Source organism: Pantoea sp. MHSD4 (genome assembly GCF_021043305.1).
GTDB lineage: Bacteria > Pseudomonadota > Gammaproteobacteria > Enterobacterales > Enterobacteriaceae > Pantoea > Pantoea eucalypti.
Genome location: NZ_JAJNDH010000001.1, coordinates 21,664 through 40,772, shown reverse-complemented (window position 1 = coordinate 40,772; position 19,109 = coordinate 21,664). Strand labels below are relative to the sequence as shown.

The 19,109-nt window shown below is 56.5% G+C and carries 20 protein-coding genes; 14 read left to right on the top strand and 6 right to left on the bottom strand.

All coding sequences use genetic code 11. The features are described from left to right. Positions 1-13 precede the first annotated feature (13 nt). From LQK91_RS00190 to LQK91_RS00160, 7 genes are all read left to right on the top strand, one after another. Entirely contained in the window at positions 14-1,063 is a 1,050-nt protein-coding gene (locus LQK91_RS00190) for an ABC transporter permease (protein ID WP_105099276.1), read from the top strand. Continuing rightward, complete coding sequence (gene alsE, locus LQK91_RS00185; protein WP_003850331.1) at positions 1,063-1,755, top strand: D-allulose 6-phosphate 3-epimerase; 693 nt, start codon at positions 1,063-1,065, stop codon at positions 1,753-1,755. Before LQK91_RS00190 ends, alsE begins: the two co-directional genes overlap by 1 nt. After that, positions 1,752-2,648 (top strand): allose kinase, encoded by an 897-nt coding sequence (gene alsK, locus LQK91_RS00180; protein ID WP_105098875.1) that lies wholly within the window; start codon positions 1,752-1,754, stop codon positions 2,646-2,648. Before alsE ends, alsK begins: the two co-directional genes overlap by 4 nt. Continuing rightward, entirely contained in the window at positions 2,645-3,607 is a 963-nt protein-coding gene (locus tag LQK91_RS00175; protein ID WP_003850334.1) for a ribokinase, read from the top strand. The genes alsK and LQK91_RS00175 overlap by 4 nt, the downstream gene beginning before the upstream one ends. A gap of 328 nt (positions 3,608-3,935) precedes the next feature. Next, positions 3,936-4,181: a YmjA family protein gene (locus tag LQK91_RS00170; RefSeq protein WP_003850337.1), complete on the top strand. Its 246-nt coding sequence runs from the start codon at positions 3,936-3,938 to the stop codon at positions 4,179-4,181. A gap of 144 nt (positions 4,182-4,325) precedes the next feature. Beyond that, positions 4,326-4,814, top strand: coding sequence for a cold-shock protein (locus LQK91_RS00165; RefSeq protein WP_003850339.1), 489 nt, complete (start codon positions 4,326-4,328; stop codon positions 4,812-4,814). A 324-nt stretch (positions 4,815-5,138) separates the two neighbouring features. After that, a complete protein-coding gene (locus LQK91_RS00160; RefSeq protein ID WP_003850345.1) occupies positions 5,139-5,993 on the top strand; it encodes a PA4780 family RIO1-like protein kinase in 855 nt (284 codons plus the stop codon). Positions 5,994-6,061: 68 nt separating this feature from the next. Here LQK91_RS00160 and mgtU read toward each other — a convergent pair whose 3' ends face one another. Continuing rightward, positions 6,062-6,193, bottom strand: coding sequence for a magnesium transporter protection protein MgtU (gene mgtU / locus LQK91_RS21980; RefSeq protein WP_008926754.1), 132 nt, complete (start codon positions 6,191-6,193; stop codon positions 6,062-6,064). After that, the gene (gene mgtA, locus LQK91_RS00155; protein ID WP_105098874.1) at positions 6,159-8,861 is read right to left on the bottom strand and encodes a magnesium-translocating P-type ATPase; all 2,703 of its coding nucleotides are present in this window, start codon (positions 8,859-8,861) and stop codon (positions 6,159-6,161) included. Before mgtA ends, mgtU begins: the two co-directional genes overlap by 35 nt. Positions 8,862-9,518: 657 nt before the next feature. On the opposite strand from mgtA, the gene LQK91_RS00150 reads away from it, so the two are divergent. From LQK91_RS00150 to speG, 6 genes are all read left to right on the top strand, one after another. Then, the gene (locus LQK91_RS00150; RefSeq protein WP_008926756.1) at positions 9,519-11,087 is read left to right on the top strand and encodes an ABC transporter substrate-binding protein; all 1,569 of its coding nucleotides are present in this window, start codon (positions 9,519-9,521) and stop codon (positions 11,085-11,087) included. Then, positions 11,087-12,139, top strand: coding sequence for an ABC transporter permease (locus LQK91_RS00145; protein ID WP_003850352.1), 1,053 nt, complete (start codon positions 11,087-11,089; stop codon positions 12,137-12,139). Before LQK91_RS00150 ends, LQK91_RS00145 begins: the two co-directional genes overlap by 1 nt. Further along, positions 12,136-12,993, top strand: a complete 858-nt coding sequence (locus LQK91_RS00140) for an ABC transporter permease (protein WP_003850353.1) — start codon at positions 12,136-12,138, stop codon at positions 12,991-12,993. Before LQK91_RS00145 ends, LQK91_RS00140 begins: the two co-directional genes overlap by 4 nt. Continuing rightward, positions 12,983-13,813, top strand: coding sequence for an ABC transporter ATP-binding protein (locus tag LQK91_RS00135; protein WP_003850354.1), 831 nt, complete (start codon positions 12,983-12,985; stop codon positions 13,811-13,813). Before LQK91_RS00140 ends, LQK91_RS00135 begins: the two co-directional genes overlap by 11 nt. Beyond that, positions 13,806-14,483: an ABC transporter ATP-binding protein gene (locus tag LQK91_RS00130; RefSeq protein ID WP_105098873.1), complete on the top strand. Its 678-nt coding sequence runs from the start codon at positions 13,806-13,808 to the stop codon at positions 14,481-14,483. Before LQK91_RS00135 ends, LQK91_RS00130 begins: the two co-directional genes overlap by 8 nt. Before the next feature lie 255 nt (positions 14,484-14,738). Continuing rightward, positions 14,739-15,284, top strand: coding sequence for a spermidine N1-acetyltransferase (gene speG / locus LQK91_RS00125; RefSeq protein ID WP_003850356.1), 546 nt, complete (start codon positions 14,739-14,741; stop codon positions 15,282-15,284). On the opposite strand, the gene LQK91_RS00120 is transcribed toward speG, so the two are convergent. From LQK91_RS00120 to LQK91_RS00105, 4 genes are all read right to left on the bottom strand, one after another. Further along, positions 15,285-15,704 carry a hypothetical protein gene (locus tag LQK91_RS00120; RefSeq protein ID WP_003850357.1) on the bottom strand — a complete coding sequence of 140 codons (420 nt, stop codon included), beginning with the start codon at positions 15,702-15,704 and terminating at the stop codon, positions 15,285-15,287. Positions 15,705-15,789: 85 nt separating this feature from the next. Beyond that, positions 15,790-16,725, bottom strand: coding sequence for a homocysteine S-methyltransferase (gene mmuM, locus LQK91_RS00115; protein ID WP_105098872.1), 936 nt, complete (start codon positions 16,723-16,725; stop codon positions 15,790-15,792). Beyond that, on the bottom strand, positions 16,715-18,124 hold the full coding sequence (mmuP, locus tag LQK91_RS00110) for an S-methylmethionine permease (RefSeq protein ID WP_008926759.1): 1,410 nt from the start codon (positions 18,122-18,124) through the stop codon (positions 16,715-16,717). Before mmuP ends, mmuM begins: the two co-directional genes overlap by 11 nt. Positions 18,125-18,258: 134 nt before the next feature. After that, positions 18,259-18,594, bottom strand: a complete 336-nt coding sequence (locus LQK91_RS00105; protein WP_003850360.1) for a DUF2002 family protein — start codon at positions 18,592-18,594, stop codon at positions 18,259-18,261. Between the two features lie 153 nt (positions 18,595-18,747). On the opposite strand from LQK91_RS00105, the gene LQK91_RS00100 reads away from it, so the two are divergent. After that, positions 18,748-19,065 carry a DUF883 family protein gene (locus LQK91_RS00100; RefSeq protein WP_003850361.1) on the top strand — a complete coding sequence of 106 codons (318 nt, stop codon included), beginning with the start codon at positions 18,748-18,750 and terminating at the stop codon, positions 19,063-19,065. Positions 19,066-19,109 lie beyond the last annotated feature (44 nt).

Genomic DNA, 19,109 nt, shown 5'->3' with positions numbered 1-19,109 from the left:
GAGGGCACTGATGATGAAATCACTGACTGCACTGCGCCCGGACGGCACCAACATCGGCCTGATGCTGCTTATCGCGCTGGCGCTGGCCATCTTTACGGTGATGCTGCCGGGTCGCTTCCTGACCGACTCAACCTTTATGAGTATGGCATTTCAGCTGCCGGAGCTGGGCTTACTCACACTGGCGATGTTTATCGCCATCCTCAGCGGCGGCCTGAACCTTGCCATTATCGCGACCGCTAACCTGACGGCGCTGTTTATCGCCTGGACGCTGATGAGCGCCCTGCCCGCCGGAGCCGGCATGGCGCTGCAATTGCTCTGGCTGTTCATCGCCATCATTGGCGCCATGCTGATCGCCGCCGTAATCGGCGTGGTAACGGGTCTGATGGTAACGCGAATCGGCGCGCACCCGATTCTGGTCACACTCGCAACGATGATGACGCTGAACGGTATCGGTATCTGGCTGACCAAAGGGGCTGCCGTCAGCGGCATGCCGCCGGTGGTACAGGCGCTGGGTGCTGATACGCTGCTGGGTATGCCGCTGCCGCTCTGGGTATTCCTGATCGCCGCCGCGCTACTGGCACTGTTTCTCGGTAAAACCCGCGCGGGAAAATGCATTTACATGGGCGGCAGCAATATCAACGCCACCTGGTTCAGCGGCATCAATACCCATCGCATGGTGATGCTGGTCTATGTGATCTCCAGCCTGCTCTGCGTACTGGCAGGTCTGATTATGATGGCGCGCTTTAACTCCGCGCGCATGGGTTACGGCGATGCTTATCTGTTACTGACGGTGCTGGCGATTATTCTTGGCGGCACCGATCCCAACGGCGGATTCGGTCGCGTCACCGGTGTGGTGCTGGCACTGATTGCGCTACAGGTACTTTCAACCGGTTTCAATCTGATGAACATCAGTCAGCACGTCAGCCTGGCAATGTGGGGCGCGGTATTGATTGTGGTCCTCGCCTTTAAACAATTTAAAACCCGATTCAACGAACACCGTGCAGTAAAGCTCAGCAGGCTGGCCGCGGTGCTTAATCCTCTGTCTGAAAAGAAGGAAGTATGATGCGTACTCAAATCTCCCCGTCACTGATGTGTATGAACCTGATGGAGATCAAGCACCAGCTACAGGTTCTCGACTCGCGCGCTGACTTTCTTCATGTGGATATCATGGATGGTCATTACGTTAAAAATATAACACTCTCCCCTTTCTTCATTGAGCAGATCCGTCCTTTCACCCGCGTGGCGATCGACGTGCATCTGATGGTGGAAGAGCCGACTAATTTTATCGAGGCGGTTGCAAAAGCGGGGGCTGACTATATCTGTCCGCACGCGGAGACGATCAACCGCGACGCGTTTCGCGTCATTAATCTGATCCGCAGTTATGGTAAAAAAGTGGGCGTGGTGCTCAATCCAGCCACCCCAATCTCATATATTCAGCACTATATCCATTTGCTCGACAAGATCACCGTGATGACGGTAGATCCGGGCTACGCCGGCCAGCCTTTTATCCCGGAAATGGTTGAAAAGGTGCGTGAGCTGAAAGCACTGAAGCAGCAGCACGGATATCACTATCTGATCGAAATCGATGGCTCCTGTAACACCCGCACTTATCACCAGCTTATTGGCGCGGGCGCAGAAGTCCTGATTGTCGGTACCTCGGGCTTATTTAACATTCATGACGATTTAGCCACCGCCTGGAAGATGATGCGCGACAGCATTGATGAAGCCCAGGGGCTGGCGCAGGTGTCTGCATGAAACCGCGCTGGCTTGGTATCGACATTGGCGGCACCGGTACCCGGCTGCAGCTCATGGAAGCGGGAGGTGTCTGGAGCAGCTTTCGCAAGGTGCCCACCGCCAGCTGGGCCCGGCAGCCCGACGCGCTGCAGGCACTGGCTCAGCTTATTGATGATACGCTGGAACAGCAGCCAGTCAGCAGCATTATGCTGGGCCTGCCGGGTATCCTCAGCCGCGACAGAACGCAGGTGATTTCGCTGCCTTTTATCCAGGCGCTGGACCACCAGCCTGTGGCGGCACGTCTGGCAGCGGAGCTCGGTGTGCCCGTGGCGATGGACAAAGATGTGAACCATCTGATGCTGTGGGATCTGCTGCAGCTGGAGCAACTGCCGGATAACGCCGTCGGCCTCTATCCCGGCACCGGAATGGGCAACAGTCTGTGGCTCAATGGCCAGTTTTATCATGGCGAGCATGGCGGTGCTGGCGAACTGGGGCATGTGCCGGTGGCAGGCAATGATCTTCCCTGCCCGTGTGGTAATCGCGGCTGTGCGGAGACCCTGACCTCAGGCCACTGGCTGAGTCACTGGGCCGCACTGAACGCCGCCGACACGCCTATTTCTGCGCTGTTTACCCATCACGGCGACCAGCCTGAACTTCAGGCATTTGTGCGACGGCTGGCGCAGCTGATTGCAACTGAGATGAATATACTCGACCCGGAATATCTGATCCTCGGCGGCGGTGTGCTGGCGATGGCTGATTTTCCGCTGGCGTTGCTGCGCAACCAGATTCAGCAGCATCTTCGGCCACCGGTCACGCGCGAAAACCTGAAGATCATTTTCAGCCACTCAACCGACTACACGGGCTGTCGCGGTGCCTGTCTCGCCGCCGAACGCCTGTTCAGGAGCGCAGGATGAAAGGAAAAGTATGTGTTTTCGGTTCCTTTAACCTCGATGTTGTTGCCGTGATGCGTCGCTTTCCACTACCAGGGGAGTCGCTGACAGCGCACAACAGCATGATGGGCGCGGGCGGTAAAGGCGCCAATCAGGCCACGGCGGCGCTGCGCGCTGGTGCTCGGGTGCACTACATCGGTAAAGTGGGCAATGACGATTTTGGCCTTTTCGCGCGACGTCATCTGGAGAAAACCGGCTTTGACGCCATTACGCTGTTTACCTGTAAAGAGAAACCCACCGGTAACGCGCTGATTTACGTCGCAGGCGACGACGCTGAAAATATGATTTCTGTCTATCCGGGCGCCAATACCACCGTGACCGCTGCAGAGGTCACGCGCTGCCAGCCTACTGTAGCCGCTGCCGATATTCTGCTGGTACAGCTGGAAAACAACCTGAGTGCCATTCAACGCATGGTTGATAACGCGCGTGCCAGCGGCACCTTTGTGATTCTCAACCCGGCGCCGTGGCAAAAAATCAGCGATGCGCTGCTGGCAAAGGTTGATTTGCTGACGCCTAACAGCACGGAAGCGAGCCAGCTTAGCGGGGTAACCGTTACTGATTTTGCCAGCGCACGTCGCGCCGCAGAGGTACTGCATCGTAAGGGTGCGCGTCAGGTCATTATCACGCTGGGCATTGCTGGCGCCCTGCTCTCTACACCTGCGCAGCAGCAGCGTATTCCGCTTTTTCCGGCACAGCCGCGCGATACCACAGGTGCTGGCGACGCGTTTAATGGCGCGCTTGCCGCCCGGCTCGCGTCCGGCGAGGATCTGCCCCAGGCGGCGCGATTTGCTGCGGCATTTGCCTCACTCTGTGTCGAACGTGCCGGCGCAGCCGACTCGATGCCCTCGTATGCCGAGGCTTTCGCGCGGCTGCAGGCGCATCCGGAATGTATTATCGAGCCGATTGAGAGCGTAATCGCGTGATGCAGACCGGCAAGCTGATCTTCATCAGTTCCACTCTGAACTCGCGCTGAACAGCGCGAGGCTTTTCAGGAGAGTGCTCATCGGGCATCTCCTCACGCGCCTGGCAGGAAACCGTCTTGCTACGACGTGTCGATGGCGTTACAGCCCGGCGATCAGTTATCAGGAGGGGAATCGTTTTTTGCTCAGTATAAAATGCTCAACGCCTGAAGATGTGCGCTGACGCCCTTCCCCCTTTACAGCTCCTGCCCAAACACGAAATAATCTCCTTTTGAGCCATGCCACGAACGACGGTGAGGCCTTAACGTAACTTCAACGCTGCGGACACCCTATGAATAACGAAATTTCTCTCAAATATTATGATGTCGCAGATGAGTATGCGACGGAGTCTGCTAAGCCCGTGAGCGAAGCTGAACGTACCCCGCTGGCCCATTACTTCCAGCTGCTGATCACCCGTTTGATGAACAACGAAGAGATCAGTGAAGCGTCGCAGCAGGATATGGCGCGTGAAGCCGGCATTGATGAGCAGCGTATTGATGATATCGCGGAGTTCCTGAACCGCTGGGGCAACGAGTAACTGTTACTCATCGCCAGACGAGTGAGCGTCATACCGTCGCTCCCTGGCGCAGCTGAAAATTATCATCCAGACTTATATAGTCTGTGCAGGCATTGTGTTTTACACTGCGCGCTGTAAAAAACTGAGTAGATTAAGCAGGCAAAAATGGCGATGAACGGAACGATCACAACGTGGTTTGAAGATAAAGGTTTTGGCTTTATCAAAGATGAAAACGGCGATAACCGCTATTTTCATGTGATTAAGGTCGCCAACCCTGACCTGATCAAAAAAGATGCGGCGGTGACCTTTGAACCCACCACCAACAACAAAGGCTTATCTGCCTATGCGGTGAAAGTCGCGCCGACAAGTAAATACATCTATATCGCAGGCGAGCGGCTGAAGATCACCTCGATTAAATCTTACCTGGTCTACAGCGAAGAAGTCCCGGTCGATGCCGGTGTCGATAAAGAGAACGCGGTGCTGTCAGTCGGCCTGTTGCTGAATAACATCCGGCCGAAATCCGACACGAAAGCGAATGAAATGCGCTCGCTGAAAAAGCTGGCGGTCACCACATTCCAGGGAACCACGCTGACCTTCTCTGAAGATGAGATCGACATCGACAGCACGGTTAACGTGCTTAAAAGCCTGAAATAATCCCGCAGGTGGGCCAGTTTTCTGTGAGCAGGATGCTGGCCTGACAGACCGCTTCGGTCTGCTCTACAGGTTTTTCCCCGGACACATCATCCCTGCCAGCTGTGCGCAGTGGCCAGAAAACGATACTCGTGCAGACAAAACTGCCCTGCTCTTCCAGCTAATCCATTGTTTATGAAAAAACAAAGGTCAAACACGCTGGTCATCAAGGATCATCCCCATAAAGCCACATTCCAGGGTAGAATCAGATTCTTTGTTCAGTCATTGCCAATATTTCCATCATCGCAAATTGATACGAAAAGTGGGTGAAATAAGGTATAAAGCCGCATGAAAATCCCAAACAGAATCCAGCCACTGGTCGATGACGGCCTGATTGACGATGTCCTGCAGCGGCTGAAAAGCGGCAAAGAAGCAGACGTCTATACCGTGCTTTGCGGCGGCAAGGTGCAGTGCGCCAAAGTCTATAAAGAAGCGACTCAGCGTAGCTTCAAGCAGGCGGTGCAGTATCAGGAAGGACGTAAAACCCGCAACAGCCGTAACGCCCGCGCCATGCAGAAAGGCACGAAATTTGGCCGTAAGCAGCAGGAAGAGTCCTGGCAGACTGCCGAAGTAGACGCATTGTTCCGCCTGGCTAACGCCGGTGTTCGTGTGCCGCAGCCTTATCTCTGCATCGACGGTGTGTTACTGATGGAGCTGGTAACTGACGCCAACGGTGCGGTTGCGCCTCGCCTCAGCGATGTCATGCTCTCCGAAGAGCAGGCAATCACCGATTTCAACACCATGATCCGTAACATCGTCCGCATGCTCTGTGCAGGTATCGTGCATGGTGACTTATCCGAGTTCAACGTGCTGCTGGACGATCAGGGACCGGTGATTATTGACCTGCCCCAGGCGGTTGATGCGGCGGCCAATAACCATGCCGAGTCGATGTTCGAACGTGACGTAAACAACATCACTTCATACTATGGTCAGTTCGCTCCGCAGCTGCTTAAGACGCGCTATGCCAAAGAGATCTGGTTGCTGTATGAGGATGGCAAGCTCACACCAGAAACGCCGCTTACCGGAGAGTTTGTGGAAGAGGAGCGCGTGGTTGATATGGATTCGCTGATGGATGAGATCATCACTGCAGAGGATGAATATTACGAACGCCAGCGTGCCAGCCGTGAGCGCGACGAAGAGTAATCGCCCATTAATAAAAAAGGCAGTGAGTCGCCTCGCTGCCTTTTAATGTTCGCAGTTTTACAACGCTATCATCGCACCACGACCGTCAGCGCAATCAGAGTTAAGCCGATAATCATCACGCCGACAAAAACTTTATCGAGCCTGCCTTTTTTCATCTTCTCCTCCCTAGAACCACTGACCAAACCTGCGGATGTAGACATGTTTCATTCCCTGCGCCACCAGGCAGTAGCTGAACAGCGTCAGCACCAGCCACGGGAAGTATTGCCATGGCAGTGGCACCAGACCGACCATCGCGCCCAGCGGTGAGAACGGAATCAGGATGCCCAGCGCCATAATCGTCAGCGTGGTCAGCATCACCGGTAAGGTGGCGCGACTCTGGATAAACGGAATCTTCCGGGTACGCAGCATATGCACTACCAGCGTCTGTGACAGCAATCCCTCGATAAACCAGCCGGACTGGAACAGCGACTGCACGCCCGCATGATTCGCGCCAAAAACGAACCACATCAGCGCAAAGGTCGTGACGTCAAAAATTGACGACGTCGGCCCCATCCACAGCATGAAGCGTTTAATGTTGCCGGCATCCCATTTACGCGGCTTATTCAGAAACTCACGGTCAACCTTGTCCCACGGCAGTGCCAGCTGGGAAATGTCATACATCAGGTTCTGAATCAGCAGATGAATGGAGAGCATCGGCAAAAACGGAATAAAAGCACTGGCCACCAGCAGCGAGAAAACATTGCCGAAGTTGGAACTGGCGGTCATGTTCAGGTACTTGATGATGTTGCCAAAGGTCTCGCGTCCTTTGAGGACACCTTCATTCAGCACCTGTAAATCTTTCTCCAGCAGGATGATGTCCGAGGAGGCTTTCGCCACATCTGCCGCGCTGTCCACGGAAATCCCGGTATCCGCCGCCCGGAGTGCAGGCGCGTCATTAATGCCATCTCCCAGGAAACCGACGGTGTGACCATTCTGCTGCATCAGCCGCACCAGACGTGATTTCTGCAGCGGCGTAAGCTGGGCAAACAGCGTGCAACGTTCCACTTCCTGCGCCAGTTCGTCATCGTTCATCGCCTCAATCTGATCGCCGGTCAGCATCGCCGGATCGGTCAGTCCGACATCGGCACAGACACGCAGCGTCACCAATGGGTTGTCGCCGGTCAGCACTTTCACCGCCACACCACTGTCGCGCAGGGCTTTAATCGCTTTACCCGCGCTGGCTTTTGGCGGATCGCGGAAGGTCAGCATGCCCTGAATAACCAGATCGCGCTCGTCACTGTCGTTGAGCGGCGCGCGCAGCTCCTCATCACGGGTTGCCACGAGCAGCACACGATAACCCTGCTGATGATAGTGTTCGGTCTGTGTCAGCAGCGCCGCTCGCTGCGCCGCATCCAGTGCAACGACCGCATCGCCCTTGCGCACGGCGATACTTACCGCCAGCATCTCTTTGACTGCGCCTTTGCAGATCAGCTGTGAACGATGCTGAGCCAGATCTTCCACCAGCACTGAAACCCGGCGGCGATCAAAATCAAACGGCAACTCATCCACCAGTTGAAACTGGCTGCGCAGAGACTGCGAAATGATTTTATCGCCCGCGCTGAGTACGGCGCGGTCCATCAGGTTTTTCGCGCCACTCTGGCTGCTGCCGTTCAGCCATGCCAGCAGCAGGACCTGAGCATCTTCATTGCCCTGTGCATCCAGATGATGCGCCAGCAGAATGGTGTCCTGAGTCAGCGTGCCGGTTTTATCCGTACAGAGCACGTCCATTGCCCCAAGGTTCTGAATGGCATTGAGCTTTTTAACGATGACTTTGCGACGAGACATCGCAATTGCGCCTTTGGCCAGGTTGGCGCTGACAATCATCGGCAGCATTTCCGGGGTCAGCCCGACCGCAACCGCCAGTGCAAATAGCGTGGCATCCATCCAGTCACCTTTGGTGAAGCCATTTATCAGCAGCACCACCGGCACCATCACCAGCATAAAGCGGATCAGCAGTTTGCTGACGCTATTCACCCCGCGATCAAATGCAGTTTGCGGACGGCTTCCGGTCAGCGATGAGGCCAGCGAGCCAAACCAGGTTTCGCCACCGGTCGCGACGACGACGGCGCTGGCTGTACCGCTGGCTACGCTGGTACCCATCAGGCAGATATTCGCTGACGCCAGCAGCTCTTTAGCAGTCTGGCCTGTGCCGTCAATACCCGCTTCACTGCTGTGTTTCTCAACCGGCAGCGACTCGCCGGTCAGCACCGCTTCACTGATAAACAGGTTACGTGAACTCAGGAGGCGCACATCGGCTGGCACCTGGTCGCCGGTGCTGAGCAGAATGATATCGCCCGGCACCAGTTCACTCATATCCACATCCTGGCGCTGTGCGGTTTCGCTGTCCGCCTCACGCCGCAGCACGGTAACCTGGCTACGAACCAGTGACTGCAGCGCCTGCGCCGCACGGTTGGTGCGAAACTCCTGCCAGAAGCGCAGCAGCCCGCTCAGCATCACCATGGTGCAGATGATGATCACCCCGGAAAGATCGGTCTCCTGACCGGCGCGCAGCGGCAGCCAGTAGTCCGTTACAAAACTCACCAGCGCCAGGACCAGCAATACGTAGATAAACGGGTTATTAAACGCCATCAGCAGCTGAATCAGCGCCGGTGGCGCTTTCTCATGCGCGACTTCATTGCGGCCGTACAGGCTCAGGCGTTTCGCCGCTTCAGCCTGAGTCAGGCCCTGATGGTGACTGCGCAGGTTTGCCAGCGTCGTCTCAACGTGCTGGCCTGCCTGCTGTGCCACAGCAAACATTTTTTTACTTTTTTTATCGTTACGGTTGCCGGATGAAGTGATCGCAACCTGCTCCAGTTTCATGTCGCTCATTTCGACATCTCCCTGATTTAAAGCAATAGTTGTCCTGCACGCAAAATAAGGTGCATGGATAAAACCTGGCGAAGCCGGGTTATTTAATGCGGTGACCTTCAGGAATAATCACGTTATTCCGCCTGCACGCAAAATAATGATGCGCACAGGATTAGCCGACGTCGGTTAAACGCAGCATGTTGAAAGTCTGAGATCGTCAATCGGGCGTAGCCTGCGCTACGCCAATCGGGGCGGAGGAAAAAGAGCGAATATAAACAGCAGCATAACGCGCACTCCTGTGAATGACAGGATTTAAAAAAGGAGCGCGATCGTTAATTAAAGCGGGGATCGCTGCTCGCCGGTTGGCAAGCAGCAAAGAAAATTCAGCTTGCCAGAATTAAAGTTAATCGGGTATCACTGTCCAACTGAATTCTCCTGAAATTATCTGCAGCCATTATAAAGAGCGTCTGGCTGCGGTAAAGCAATAATAACCTGAATAATGGTTTCGTTGAGGTTTTGTTTCTGCTCAGCTTACCGCTTCGTTAACAGAGTGGCGATCTTCTTATAACCAGCAGGTAACCCTTATAACCTTTTGGCATATGATTAGCCCATATTCGACTATTCTTCACACCGGCCCTTTCGTAAACTCGCGTAACTTTTTAGAGGCAAGGAAATTTCATGAAAACTATAATTCCATCACTGCTGGCGCTGACGCTGGCTGGCGCCTTCACAGCACAGGCCGCAACACCAAAAGATACGCTGGTAATTGCACAATCTACTGACGACGCCGACAGCTTCGATCCGGCCAAAGGGTTTGAACTGACCAGCGTTCAGGCTTTTACAAACATCTATCAGCGTCTGGTCCAGTCCGATCCGCAGAACCCGGTGGACCTGAAGCCTACTCTGGCGACCTCATGGCAGCCCGGCAGCGACAACCGCAGCCTGACCTTTGAACTGCGCAAAGATGCGAAATTCTCTACCGGCAACCCACTGCGTCCGGAAGATGTGATCTTCTCGCTGGGCCGCGTGGTAAAGCTGAACCTCGATCCCTCTTTCATCCTGACACAGCTTGGCTGGACTAAAGATAACGTCGACGGCTTCCTGAAGAAGGTCGACGACAATCACGTGCAGATTAGCTGGACGGCTAACGTCAGCCCGACCTACGTGCTGAGCCTGCTCTCTGCCCCGGTTTCTTCCATCATTGATGAAAAAACCGCGATGGCGAACGCGAAGAACGGCGATTTTGGTAACGCCTGGCTGGCAACTCACTCTGCGGGCAGCGGTCCGTATCAGATCCGTAAAGTGGTGATGCATCAGGTGGTACTGCTCAGCGCTAACCCGACCTCACCGGCGGGCGCGCCAAAGATGAAAAATATCCTGATCAAAAACGTACCGGAACCGGCTGCGCGTCGTCTGCTGCTGGAACAGGGCGATGCCGATATCGCCCGTAACCTGGGTGCCGATCAGATCGCTGCGCTGAACGGCAAGAAAGGCGTGAAGACGGAAGCGATTCCCATGGCGTCGCTCTACTACATCCAGTTCAACATCGGCGCAAACGAGACGATGAAGAATCCGGCCTTCTGGGAAGCAGCACGCTACCTGTGGGATTACAAAGGTATTGCCAACGAACTGCTGAAAGGCCAGTTTGACGTGCATCAGAGCTTCCTGCCGAAGGGCTTCCTGGGCGCAATCAACGACACGCCATACAGCTACGATCCGGAAAAAGCCAAAGCGATTCTGAAGAAAGCGGGCCTGAGCAACGTGACCTTCAAGCTCTCTACCAGCAACCAGCCGCCTTATCTGGATATCGCACAGGCGCTGCAGGGCAGCTTCGCCAAAGCAGGCGTGAAAGTGGAAGTGGTGCCGGGCCTGAGCTCAGAAGTGTCGACCAATGTGAAAGCGCATAAATATGAAGCGACGCTGAACGCCTGGGGTTCTGACTACTTCGATCCCAATACCAATGCCGCCTCGTTTGCTTACAACCCGGAAGATGGCAGCAAAACCATCGCTTACCGTTCAGACTGGCATATTCCTGAGCTGAACAAGCAGGTGATTGCGGCGACAGCAGAAAGCGATCCGAAAAAACGCGTGGCGCTGTATGAAGCAATGCAGCGTGAAGTAATGAAAAATTCACCTTACGTGATTGGGATGCAGGCGAAGAACCTGATCGCCCTGCGCGACAACCTGAAAGGCTACGTGCAGGGTATCAACCCTGACATGGTGTATTATTCGCAGGTTACTAAGTAATGGCACAGTCTGTCCCTTCAGCCGGGTTCGCCCGGCTTTTTTGGCAGCGTGGCGGACGGCTGATCGGTAGCGTATTGTCGCTGCTGGTCACGTTGCTTGGCCTGCTTGCCTTCACCTTTATGCTGTCGCATCTGTCGCCGATTGATCCGGTGCAGCAGATTGCCGGCGATCACGCCAGTGAAGCGACTTACGCGCAGGTGCGTCATGACCTGGGTCTCGACGAGCCGGTGCTGATGCAGTTCTGGCGCTATGTCGAACATCTGGCGCACGGCGATCTGGGTGTCTCCCGTCTGACCAATCAGTCGGTGAGTGGCGATCTGATGTCCACGTTCCCGGCCACCATTGAGCTGGCGACCTGCGCGATGATCTTCGCGGTGGTATTCGGCGTCGCGCTTGCGCTGCTGGCGGCCTGGAAACCGGGCAGCTGGATCGATAACCTCGCCCGCTTTATCTCGCTGCTGGGCTACTCGGTGCCGGTGTTCTGGCTCGGCCTGCTGGGTCTGCTGCTCTTTTATGCGGTGCTGCACTGGTCCGCCGGACCGGGACGACTGGATGATATCTGGGTCTATACCCTTGAGCCGAAAACCGGCTTTGTGCTGATCGACAGCTGGCTCTCAGGTGAACCGGAGATGTTCCGCAACGCGATTGCGCACCTCTGGCTGCCGGTGGTGATTCTCGGTCTGCTGGCGATGGCGGGCATTACCCGCCTGCTGCGTGCGGCGCTGCTGGAAGAGAGCAGTAAAGAGTATGTGGTGCTGGCGCGTGCCAAAGGTGCCGGTCGGGTGCGCATCCTGCTGCGCCATATATTCCCTAACGTGCTGGGCACGCTGGTTACGGTGATCGCCCTCTCCTACGCCACGCTGCTGGAAGGCTCGGTGCTAACCGAAACCGTCTTCGCCTGGCCGGGAGTGGGTCGATATATGACCAATGCGCTGTTCTCCGGCGATGTGCCGGCGATTCTGGGCTCAACCCTGTTGATTGGCAGCTGCTTTATCCTGATTAACACCCTGGCAGATGTTTTAACCTGGTTAACCGATCCGAGAACCCGATGACGCAACAACTCTCTGAACCCGAAACGCTACGGCCACGCCGTCGCCGTCAACGCGTGACCTCGTTAACCGTTGGCCTGACGCTGGTCGCGATTCTTATCCTGATGGCGCTGCTGGCACCGCTGATTGCACCTTTCGACCCGAATGTGCAGACCATGTCGAGCCGCCTGCTGGCGCCGTCAGCACAGCACTGGTTTGGCACCGATGGCTTTGGCCGCGATCTGCTGTCGCGCGTGATTTACGGCACACGCCCTACGCTGCTGCTGGTATCGCTGATTCTGGTGCTGACTATTCCGGCCGGACTGCTGATCGGCATCACCGCCGGTTACGTTGGCGGCTGGACCGAACGCCTGTTGATGCGCATTACCGATATCTTCCTGTCGCTGCCCAACCTGGTGATCGCGCTGGCGCTGGTGGCGATTCTCGGCCCTGGCCTGATGAACGGCGCGCTGGCACTGGCACTGACCAGCTGGCCGCCGTTTGCCCGTCAGGCACGCGCTGAAACGCTGGCACTGCGCCGCAGCGATTACCTCGCCGCTGCGCGGATGCAGGGCATTACGGGCTTTCGCCTGATGTTCGGTCATATCCTGCCGCTCTGCATGCCCACGGCGGTGGTCCGCGCTGCGCTAAGCCTGGGCGGGATTATCCTGGCTGCTGCCGGACTCGGTTTCCTCGGTATGGGCGTTCAGCCGCCGACGGCTGAATGGGGCTCAATGGTCGCCGAAGGCAGTAAAGTGATCTTCGATCAGTGGTGGGTTGCGGCTGCACCGGGTGCGGCGATTCTGTTTGCCAGCCTGGCCTTTAATCTGACAGGCGATGGCCTGCGCGACCGACTGGATACCCGTCATGCAAAATAATCTGCTCCTTGCCGAAGGGCTGACCATTCGCAGTGATGAAGCGCTGCTGGTCGATAACATCAGCTTTTCCGTGGGCCGCGAACGTGTGGCGCTGGTCGGTGAGTCCGGCTCCGGGAAGTCACTGACCGCCCGCAGCCTGATGGGACTGCTCTCGCCCGCGCTGCATCTGCAGGCCAGCCAGCTTCAGGTGGCAGGTGAGAATGCGCTGACGCTGAGTGAGCGTCACTGGAACCAGCTGCGCGGTAACCGCGTGGCGATGGTGATGCAGGACCCGAAATATGCTCTTAATCCGACGCGCACCATTGGCTGGCAGGTGGAAGAACCGCTGATCCTGCATCGCCGCCTGAGCCGTGCCGAGCGCAAAGAGAAAGTGTGTGAGATGCTGGATGCGGTCGGCCTGCCCGATCCGCGTCGGCTGATGCAGCAGTATCCGCATCAGCTCTCGGGCGGCATGGGCCAGCGTGTGATGCTGGCAATCGCACTGATCACCGATCCTGACTTCCTGATCGCTGATGAACCCACCTCTGCACTGGATCATGCCATGCGCGATCAGGTGCTGGCGCTGATTCGCGGTCTGGTGGAAGCGCGTAACATGGGTCTGCTGCTGATCAGCCACGATTTGCAGCAGGTTTCGGAACATTGCGAGCGGGTGATGGTGATGTACAAAGGCCGGTTGCTGGATACGCTGCCCGCCGCTGAACTGCCTCACGCGACCCATCCTTACACCCGCACACTGTGGGCCTGCCGTCCGGGTAAAGCGACCCACGGACAGACTTTACCGGTGCTGGATCGCGCTGCGCTGGAGGCGAATTATGATTGAGTTACACAATCTCAGCGTCGCCCACAAACAGGGTTATGACCTTCGCACCGTGGTGCATGAGGTTAATCTTGAGGTTAACGCGGGCGAGTGTTTTGGTCTGGTGGGTCCTTCGGGCTGCGGCAAATCGTCACTGCTGTGGGTGCTGGCAGGTCTGAACCCACACTGGCAGGGCCAGATGCAGCTTGCCGGTCATACTGTTCAGCCGGGCAAAGCCTTTACCGGTGCGCTGCGTCAGGAAGTGCAGATGGTGTTCCAGGACCCTTATGCCTCGCTGCATCCGCGTCACCGGCTGCGTCGCACCCTGTCGGAGCCGCTGAAGCTGCTGAAACGCGAGAATATCAACGATCGTATCGATCAGGGTTTCCGTCACGTCGGACTCGATCCTGCACTGGCAGATCGCTATCCACATCAGCTCTCCGGCGGTCAGCGTCAGCGCGTCGCCATCGTGCGCGCCCTGCTGCTGCAGCCAAAGATCCTGCTGCTGGATGAGCCGACATCGGCACTGGATATGTCAGTGCAGGCGGAGATCCTCAACCTGCTCAACGATCTGAAACAGCAGGATGGTCTGACAATGGTGCTGGTCAGCCACGATCCCGATGTTATCGATCATATGTGCGATCGCGCGGTGCGCATGGCGCAGGGCCGCATCATCGAACAGATCTCTGCCTGAAACCCGGCCGGACGGCGTTAATCTGCCGTCCGGCGCTGTTTCACTCGTCGCGCATTTCGTAACTCGCCTCTTAATCGGCATTAACCCCTCTTCTCTCCTGCCGGACGGTGTGTGGTTCTCTCACAGCCATCTTGATTGCCACGCTACGCTATTGTCGGTTGTACGATAAAGCAGCGCCCCTATACGACTGCACAAAACGCAGCGCCAGGCTGATGCGGTATACTCGCGGCAACTATTTCATGAGAGGAAAAGGCGATGACGGTAAAACTGCGTCCACTGGAGCGGGAAGACCTGCACTTTGTCCATCAGCTGGATAACAACGCCAGCGTGATGCGCTACTGGTTTGAGGAGCCCTATGAAGCGTTTGTGGAGCTGTCCGATCTCTACAACAAGCACATTCATGATCAGACGGAACGCCGCTTTGTGGTGGAGCATAGCGGGCAGAAAGCGGGATTAGTGGAACTGGTGGAGATTAACCATGTGCACCGCCGCGCTGAATTTCAGATCATTATCGATCCGGCGCATCAGGGCAAAGGGCTGGCAACCCAGGCGGCAAAGCTGGCGATGGATTACGGCTTTTCGGTTCTCAATCTCTATAAGCTCTACCTGATTGTCGATCAGGAAAACGAGAAAGCGATCCATATCTATACCAAGCTCGGCTTCGAGATCGAAGGCGTGCTTAAACATGAATTTTTCATTAATGGGGAGTACCGCAACACCATCCGCATGTGCATTTTCCAGCATCAGTATCTGGAACGCCATAAAACGCCAGGCGGAATGGTGAAGCCGACCGCGCAGTGATCAGCCGCGCGCGCCAACCGGATTCATGAAGGGACGTGGATGTTCCGGCTTGAGGTCGTACATGCCGCCATAGAAAGGATCGACCAGCAACCAGCCGGGGAATCCACCTAATGGGATATTGCCCAGCAGATACCAGAGGTTAGCGCGAGCCTCGATAGGCACTGTAACCGGCACGTAGCCCGGGCTTTCCAGCATCAGCAGATAGTGCTTTTTGCCGAAGTAGCGGCCGGTGGATTTTGCCAGCTCAACGGTCTGCGGCGTGAAACCCTGCGCAACTGCGTAGCCACGCTCATCCTGCACGGTAAAGCGCGCGCCCTGCGGCAGAGAGTCGATGCGCACCATTTGGGTTTCAGTGCCGACAATGGTGGCACAGCCGCTAAGCAGCAGCGCGGCGGCCAGAGCCAGAATTCGCTGTTTCATGAAGGGGTCCACAGAGTGATCAGTGCTCAAAGTGTAGACCGCCTTCTTTGTCTCAATCGGGCTATCATCGCCCGATTCAGCCAGCTTATTGCGGTTGACAAGCGCGGGCGATAGCCGCGATGTCGTTGGGTGAGGTGCGACAGCAGCCGCCAATCAGCTTCGCGCCCGCCTGCTGCCACTCATCCAGCTTGTCGTGAAGCGTGCAGCCCGACGGCGCGGAATGCCATGTTTTGCTGCTGGCATCATACTGCTCGCCGGAGTTGGGATAGACCACCAGCGGCTTGTCGGTCAGCCTCTGCAACTGCTGCAGCGCTGGCGTTACGCTCTCCAGCGCTACGCAGTTGATCCCCAGCGCTATCACCTGCGGCTGCTGATGCAGCCAGCTCACCACCTCTGACAGCGGCGTGCCGTCGCTGATATGCCCGGCATCACGCAGCGTAAACGTGAACCACGCGCGGCCTTCCGGGAATTCAGCCAGCAGCTTCACCAGTGCCTGCGCTTCCGCAAACGAAGGCAGGGTTTCACAGGCCAGCAGATCGGCACCCGCCGCCAGCAGCGCCTGCACGCGCGGACGGTGAAACGCCATCATTTCCGCTTCCGGCAGTGCATAGTCACCGCGATATTCCGAACCATCCGCCAGGAAAGCACCATATGGCCCCACCGATCCCGCCACCAGCAGCGTTTTCGCATCGGGCCGGACCGCCAGATAGTCCTGACGTGCGCGGCGCGCCAGCTCGACGCTCTGGGCGATCAACGCCAGTGACTGCGCTTCATCAAGACCACGTGTGGCAAAGCCCTGCGGCGTCGCCTGATAGCTGGCGGTAATGGCACAACGCGCACCGGCGACAAAATAGTCGTAGTGCACCTGATAGATGAGCTCAGGATTTTCCATCAGCACCTTTGCTGACCAGAGCGCATCGGCCAGATGGCAGCCGCGGGCTTCCAGTTCGGTGGCCAGCGCGCCATCCAGAATCAGCAATGGTGACTCTGTTAAAGCCTGCGCGACAGGGTTATGCGACATCTTTGGCCTCCTCAGGCTTCGGGGATGATTTGTGGGTCAGATGGTATGCGGCGTAGCAGAACAGGACAAACGGGATGCCACACCATAGCGCGATACGCTGAGTTGGATCGAATGCCAGACCAACACAGGCCAGCAGACAGAGCAGAAAGCCCAGAATCGGCGTCAGCGGATAGAGCGGCGCGCGGTAAGCCAGATCGGCCAGCGATTTGCCCTGCTGAAGGTGACGGCGACGGAAAACAAAATGCGAGGCGCAGATGCTGAGCCAGACCGCGACCACCGCAAAGCCAGAGATAGCCGACAGCGCCACAAACACCGTGTCTGGCGCAACCACGCTGGAAACCAGCGCCAGCAAACCGCCCACCATGCTGACAGTAATTGCCAGCATGGGTACGCCGCGCTTGTTCACCCGGGAAAAGGCACGCGGCAGCGTATTTTCGTTGGCCAGCGACCAGAGCATACGGCCCGATGCGTAAAGGCCGGAGTTGGCTGCTGACAGGATTGCAGTCAGGATCACAAAGTTAATGATGTCAGCCGCATACGGGATGCCGATCTTTTCGAACACCAGCACAAACGGACTTTTTACGATGCCAGCCTGATCCATCGGAATCAGCGCCGCCAGCACAAAGACTGTGCCGATGAAGAAGATGATCAGCCTGGCCACGGTGGTGCGGATCGCCAGCGGCAGCACTTTCTCCGGCTGCTGGGTTTCACCGGCCGCAATCCCGATCAGCTCGGTGCCAGAGAAGGCGAAGTTCACCGCCACCATCGTCATCAGAATCGGCAGTACGCCATTGGGCAGCCAGCCGTGCGCGGTAAGATTGCTCAGACCGGGCGCGGGCGTGCCATCTTTCATCGGGATAAAGCCAAACATCGCTGCGCCGCCCAGCACGATAAAGGCGACGATCGTGACCACCTTAATCAGCGAGAACCAGAACTCCCCTTCGGCGAAGAAGCGGGTTGAGATGACGTTCAGCAGATAGATGGCGCAGCAGAAGACCAGGCACCATATCCATACCGGAATCTGCGGGAACCAGTACTGCATACAGAAGCCCGCCGCCGTCAGGCTGGAGCCCAGGGCTACCGTCCAGGTCAGCCAGTAGAGCCATGCCACGGTATAGCCGGTTGCCGGACTGAGATAACGCGCAGCGTAAACGTGGAACGCGCCGGTTTCCGGCATCGCCACAGAGAGTTCACCCAGACAGACCATCACCAGCCAGACCACCAGCGCGCCAATCAGATAGGCAAGCAGCGTACCCGCCGCTCCGGTAGTAGAAATGATATAGCCGGTGTTAAAAAACAGGCCAGTGCCGATCACGCCGCCCAGCGATAACATCACCAGATGGCGCACTTTCATGGTGCGTTTAAATTGTTCCTGCGAGGGAGTTGGCTGTTCGCTCATCTTTTTTATCCGTATGGACGTCTAAACATCTATAGCGGACAATTTTATACGCGTCACAGCGGGTAATTGCAACGGCAGGAAACAGGGAGGATGGAAAGGCCGTTCAGAGCCCCGTCGCGGCGGGGCCTGATGCGTTAGCCGAAAACGCTTTGAATATAGCGTTCCAGCGCCATGCGGGAACTGAATCCGTGCGGGATGCCGTAATGTTCCTGTGAATCACCCGCCAGGTAGAGAGGGAATTGGGTGTAGTGATCGCAGGTCTTCATTTCTGAAGCGGGTTCAGCGAACGGCTGGCTCTTCTCTTTCAGTGTCGGGTGAATTACTAAAGCCATGCGCCCCATGCGCGCTTCGCGGTTCACATAAACGTAGTTCTCTCCACGGCGATAGCCATAGGCCCGTGGGGTAATTTCATCGACTTCGAAACCCGCTTTTTCCAGTACGCGCGCTACCTCATCCGGTCGTAAATACATGCTCGATCCTCTCCTCTTTCAAAAGCTTCGCAACCTTACAACAGCATGACAGAGTGGGCATTCGGAATTTTCCCTAAAGAACACTCCCGCGTCTCGTTAATCTCAAGGTCGTCTACACTAGTATTACGTTTTTAAATCAAAGGGAGCTAAAAAATGTTTAATCGCACTGTAAAAAACGATGACATTGATATCAATCAGGACGTTAACGAACTGGCCGATTCACTGGAAGCGCTGTTGAAATCTTACGGCAGTGACGCCAAAGACGAAGTGGACTCAGCCCGCAGTCAGGCTGAGAAACTGCTGAAACAGACCCGCTCTAAACTGAACGGCGGCAGCAACCGTGTTTCACAGGTTGCGCGTGATGCTTCCGCTCAGGTTGATACCTATGTCCATGACAAGCCATGGCACGGTGTAGGTATCGGTGCCGCATTCGGTATCGTCGTGGGCGTACTGCTGGCTTCACGCCGCTAAGCTAAGCGCTGAGAAATCCCCTGAGCCCTGCCCTGTGCGGGGCT

Bases quoted from the DNA above. Each gene is read 5' to 3' on its own strand.
- LQK91_RS00190 (WP_105099276.1), top strand. From the start codon at position 14: ATGAAATCACTGACTGCACTGCGCCCGGACGGCACCAACATCGGCCTG.
- alsE (WP_003850331.1), top strand. From the start codon at position 1,063: ATGCGTACTCAAATCTCCCCGTCACTGATGTGTATGAACCTGATGGAG.
- alsK (WP_105098875.1), top strand. From the start codon at position 1,752: ATGAAACCGCGCTGGCTTGGTATCGACATTGGCGGCACCGGTACCCGG.
- LQK91_RS00175 (WP_003850334.1), top strand. From the start codon at position 2,645: ATGAAAGGAAAAGTATGTGTTTTCGGTTCCTTTAACCTCGATGTTGTT.
- LQK91_RS00170 (WP_003850337.1), top strand. From the start codon at position 3,936: ATGAATAACGAAATTTCTCTCAAATATTATGATGTCGCAGATGAGTAT.
- LQK91_RS00165 (WP_003850339.1), top strand. From the start codon at position 4,326: ATGGCGATGAACGGAACGATCACAACGTGGTTTGAAGATAAAGGTTTT.
- LQK91_RS00160 (WP_003850345.1), top strand. From the start codon at position 5,139: ATGAAAATCCCAAACAGAATCCAGCCACTGGTCGATGACGGCCTGATT.
- mgtU (WP_008926754.1), bottom strand. From the start codon at position 6,193: ATGTCTACATCCGCAGGTTTGGTCAGTGGTTCTAGGGAGGAGAAGATG.
- mgtA (WP_105098874.1), bottom strand. From the start codon at position 8,861: ATGAGCGACATGAAACTGGAGCAGGTTGCGATCACTTCATCCGGCAAC.
- LQK91_RS00150 (WP_008926756.1), top strand. From the start codon at position 9,519: ATGAAAACTATAATTCCATCACTGCTGGCGCTGACGCTGGCTGGCGCC.
- LQK91_RS00145 (WP_003850352.1), top strand. From the start codon at position 11,087: ATGGCACAGTCTGTCCCTTCAGCCGGGTTCGCCCGGCTTTTTTGGCAG.
- LQK91_RS00140 (WP_003850353.1), top strand. From the start codon at position 12,136: ATGACGCAACAACTCTCTGAACCCGAAACGCTACGGCCACGCCGTCGC.
- LQK91_RS00135 (WP_003850354.1), top strand. From the start codon at position 12,983: ATGCAAAATAATCTGCTCCTTGCCGAAGGGCTGACCATTCGCAGTGAT.
- LQK91_RS00130 (WP_105098873.1), top strand. From the start codon at position 13,806: ATGATTGAGTTACACAATCTCAGCGTCGCCCACAAACAGGGTTATGAC.
- speG (WP_003850356.1), top strand. From the start codon at position 14,739: ATGACGGTAAAACTGCGTCCACTGGAGCGGGAAGACCTGCACTTTGTC.
- LQK91_RS00120 (WP_003850357.1), bottom strand. From the start codon at position 15,704: ATGAAACAGCGAATTCTGGCTCTGGCCGCCGCGCTGCTGCTTAGCGGC.
- mmuM (WP_105098872.1), bottom strand. From the start codon at position 16,725: ATGTCGCATAACCCTGTCGCGCAGGCTTTAACAGAGTCACCATTGCTG.
- mmuP (WP_008926759.1), bottom strand. From the start codon at position 18,124: ATGAGCGAACAGCCAACTCCCTCGCAGGAACAATTTAAACGCACCATG.
- LQK91_RS00105 (WP_003850360.1), bottom strand. From the start codon at position 18,594: ATGTATTTACGACCGGATGAGGTAGCGCGCGTACTGGAAAAAGCGGGT.
- LQK91_RS00100 (WP_003850361.1), top strand. From the start codon at position 18,748: ATGTTTAATCGCACTGTAAAAAACGATGACATTGATATCAATCAGGAC.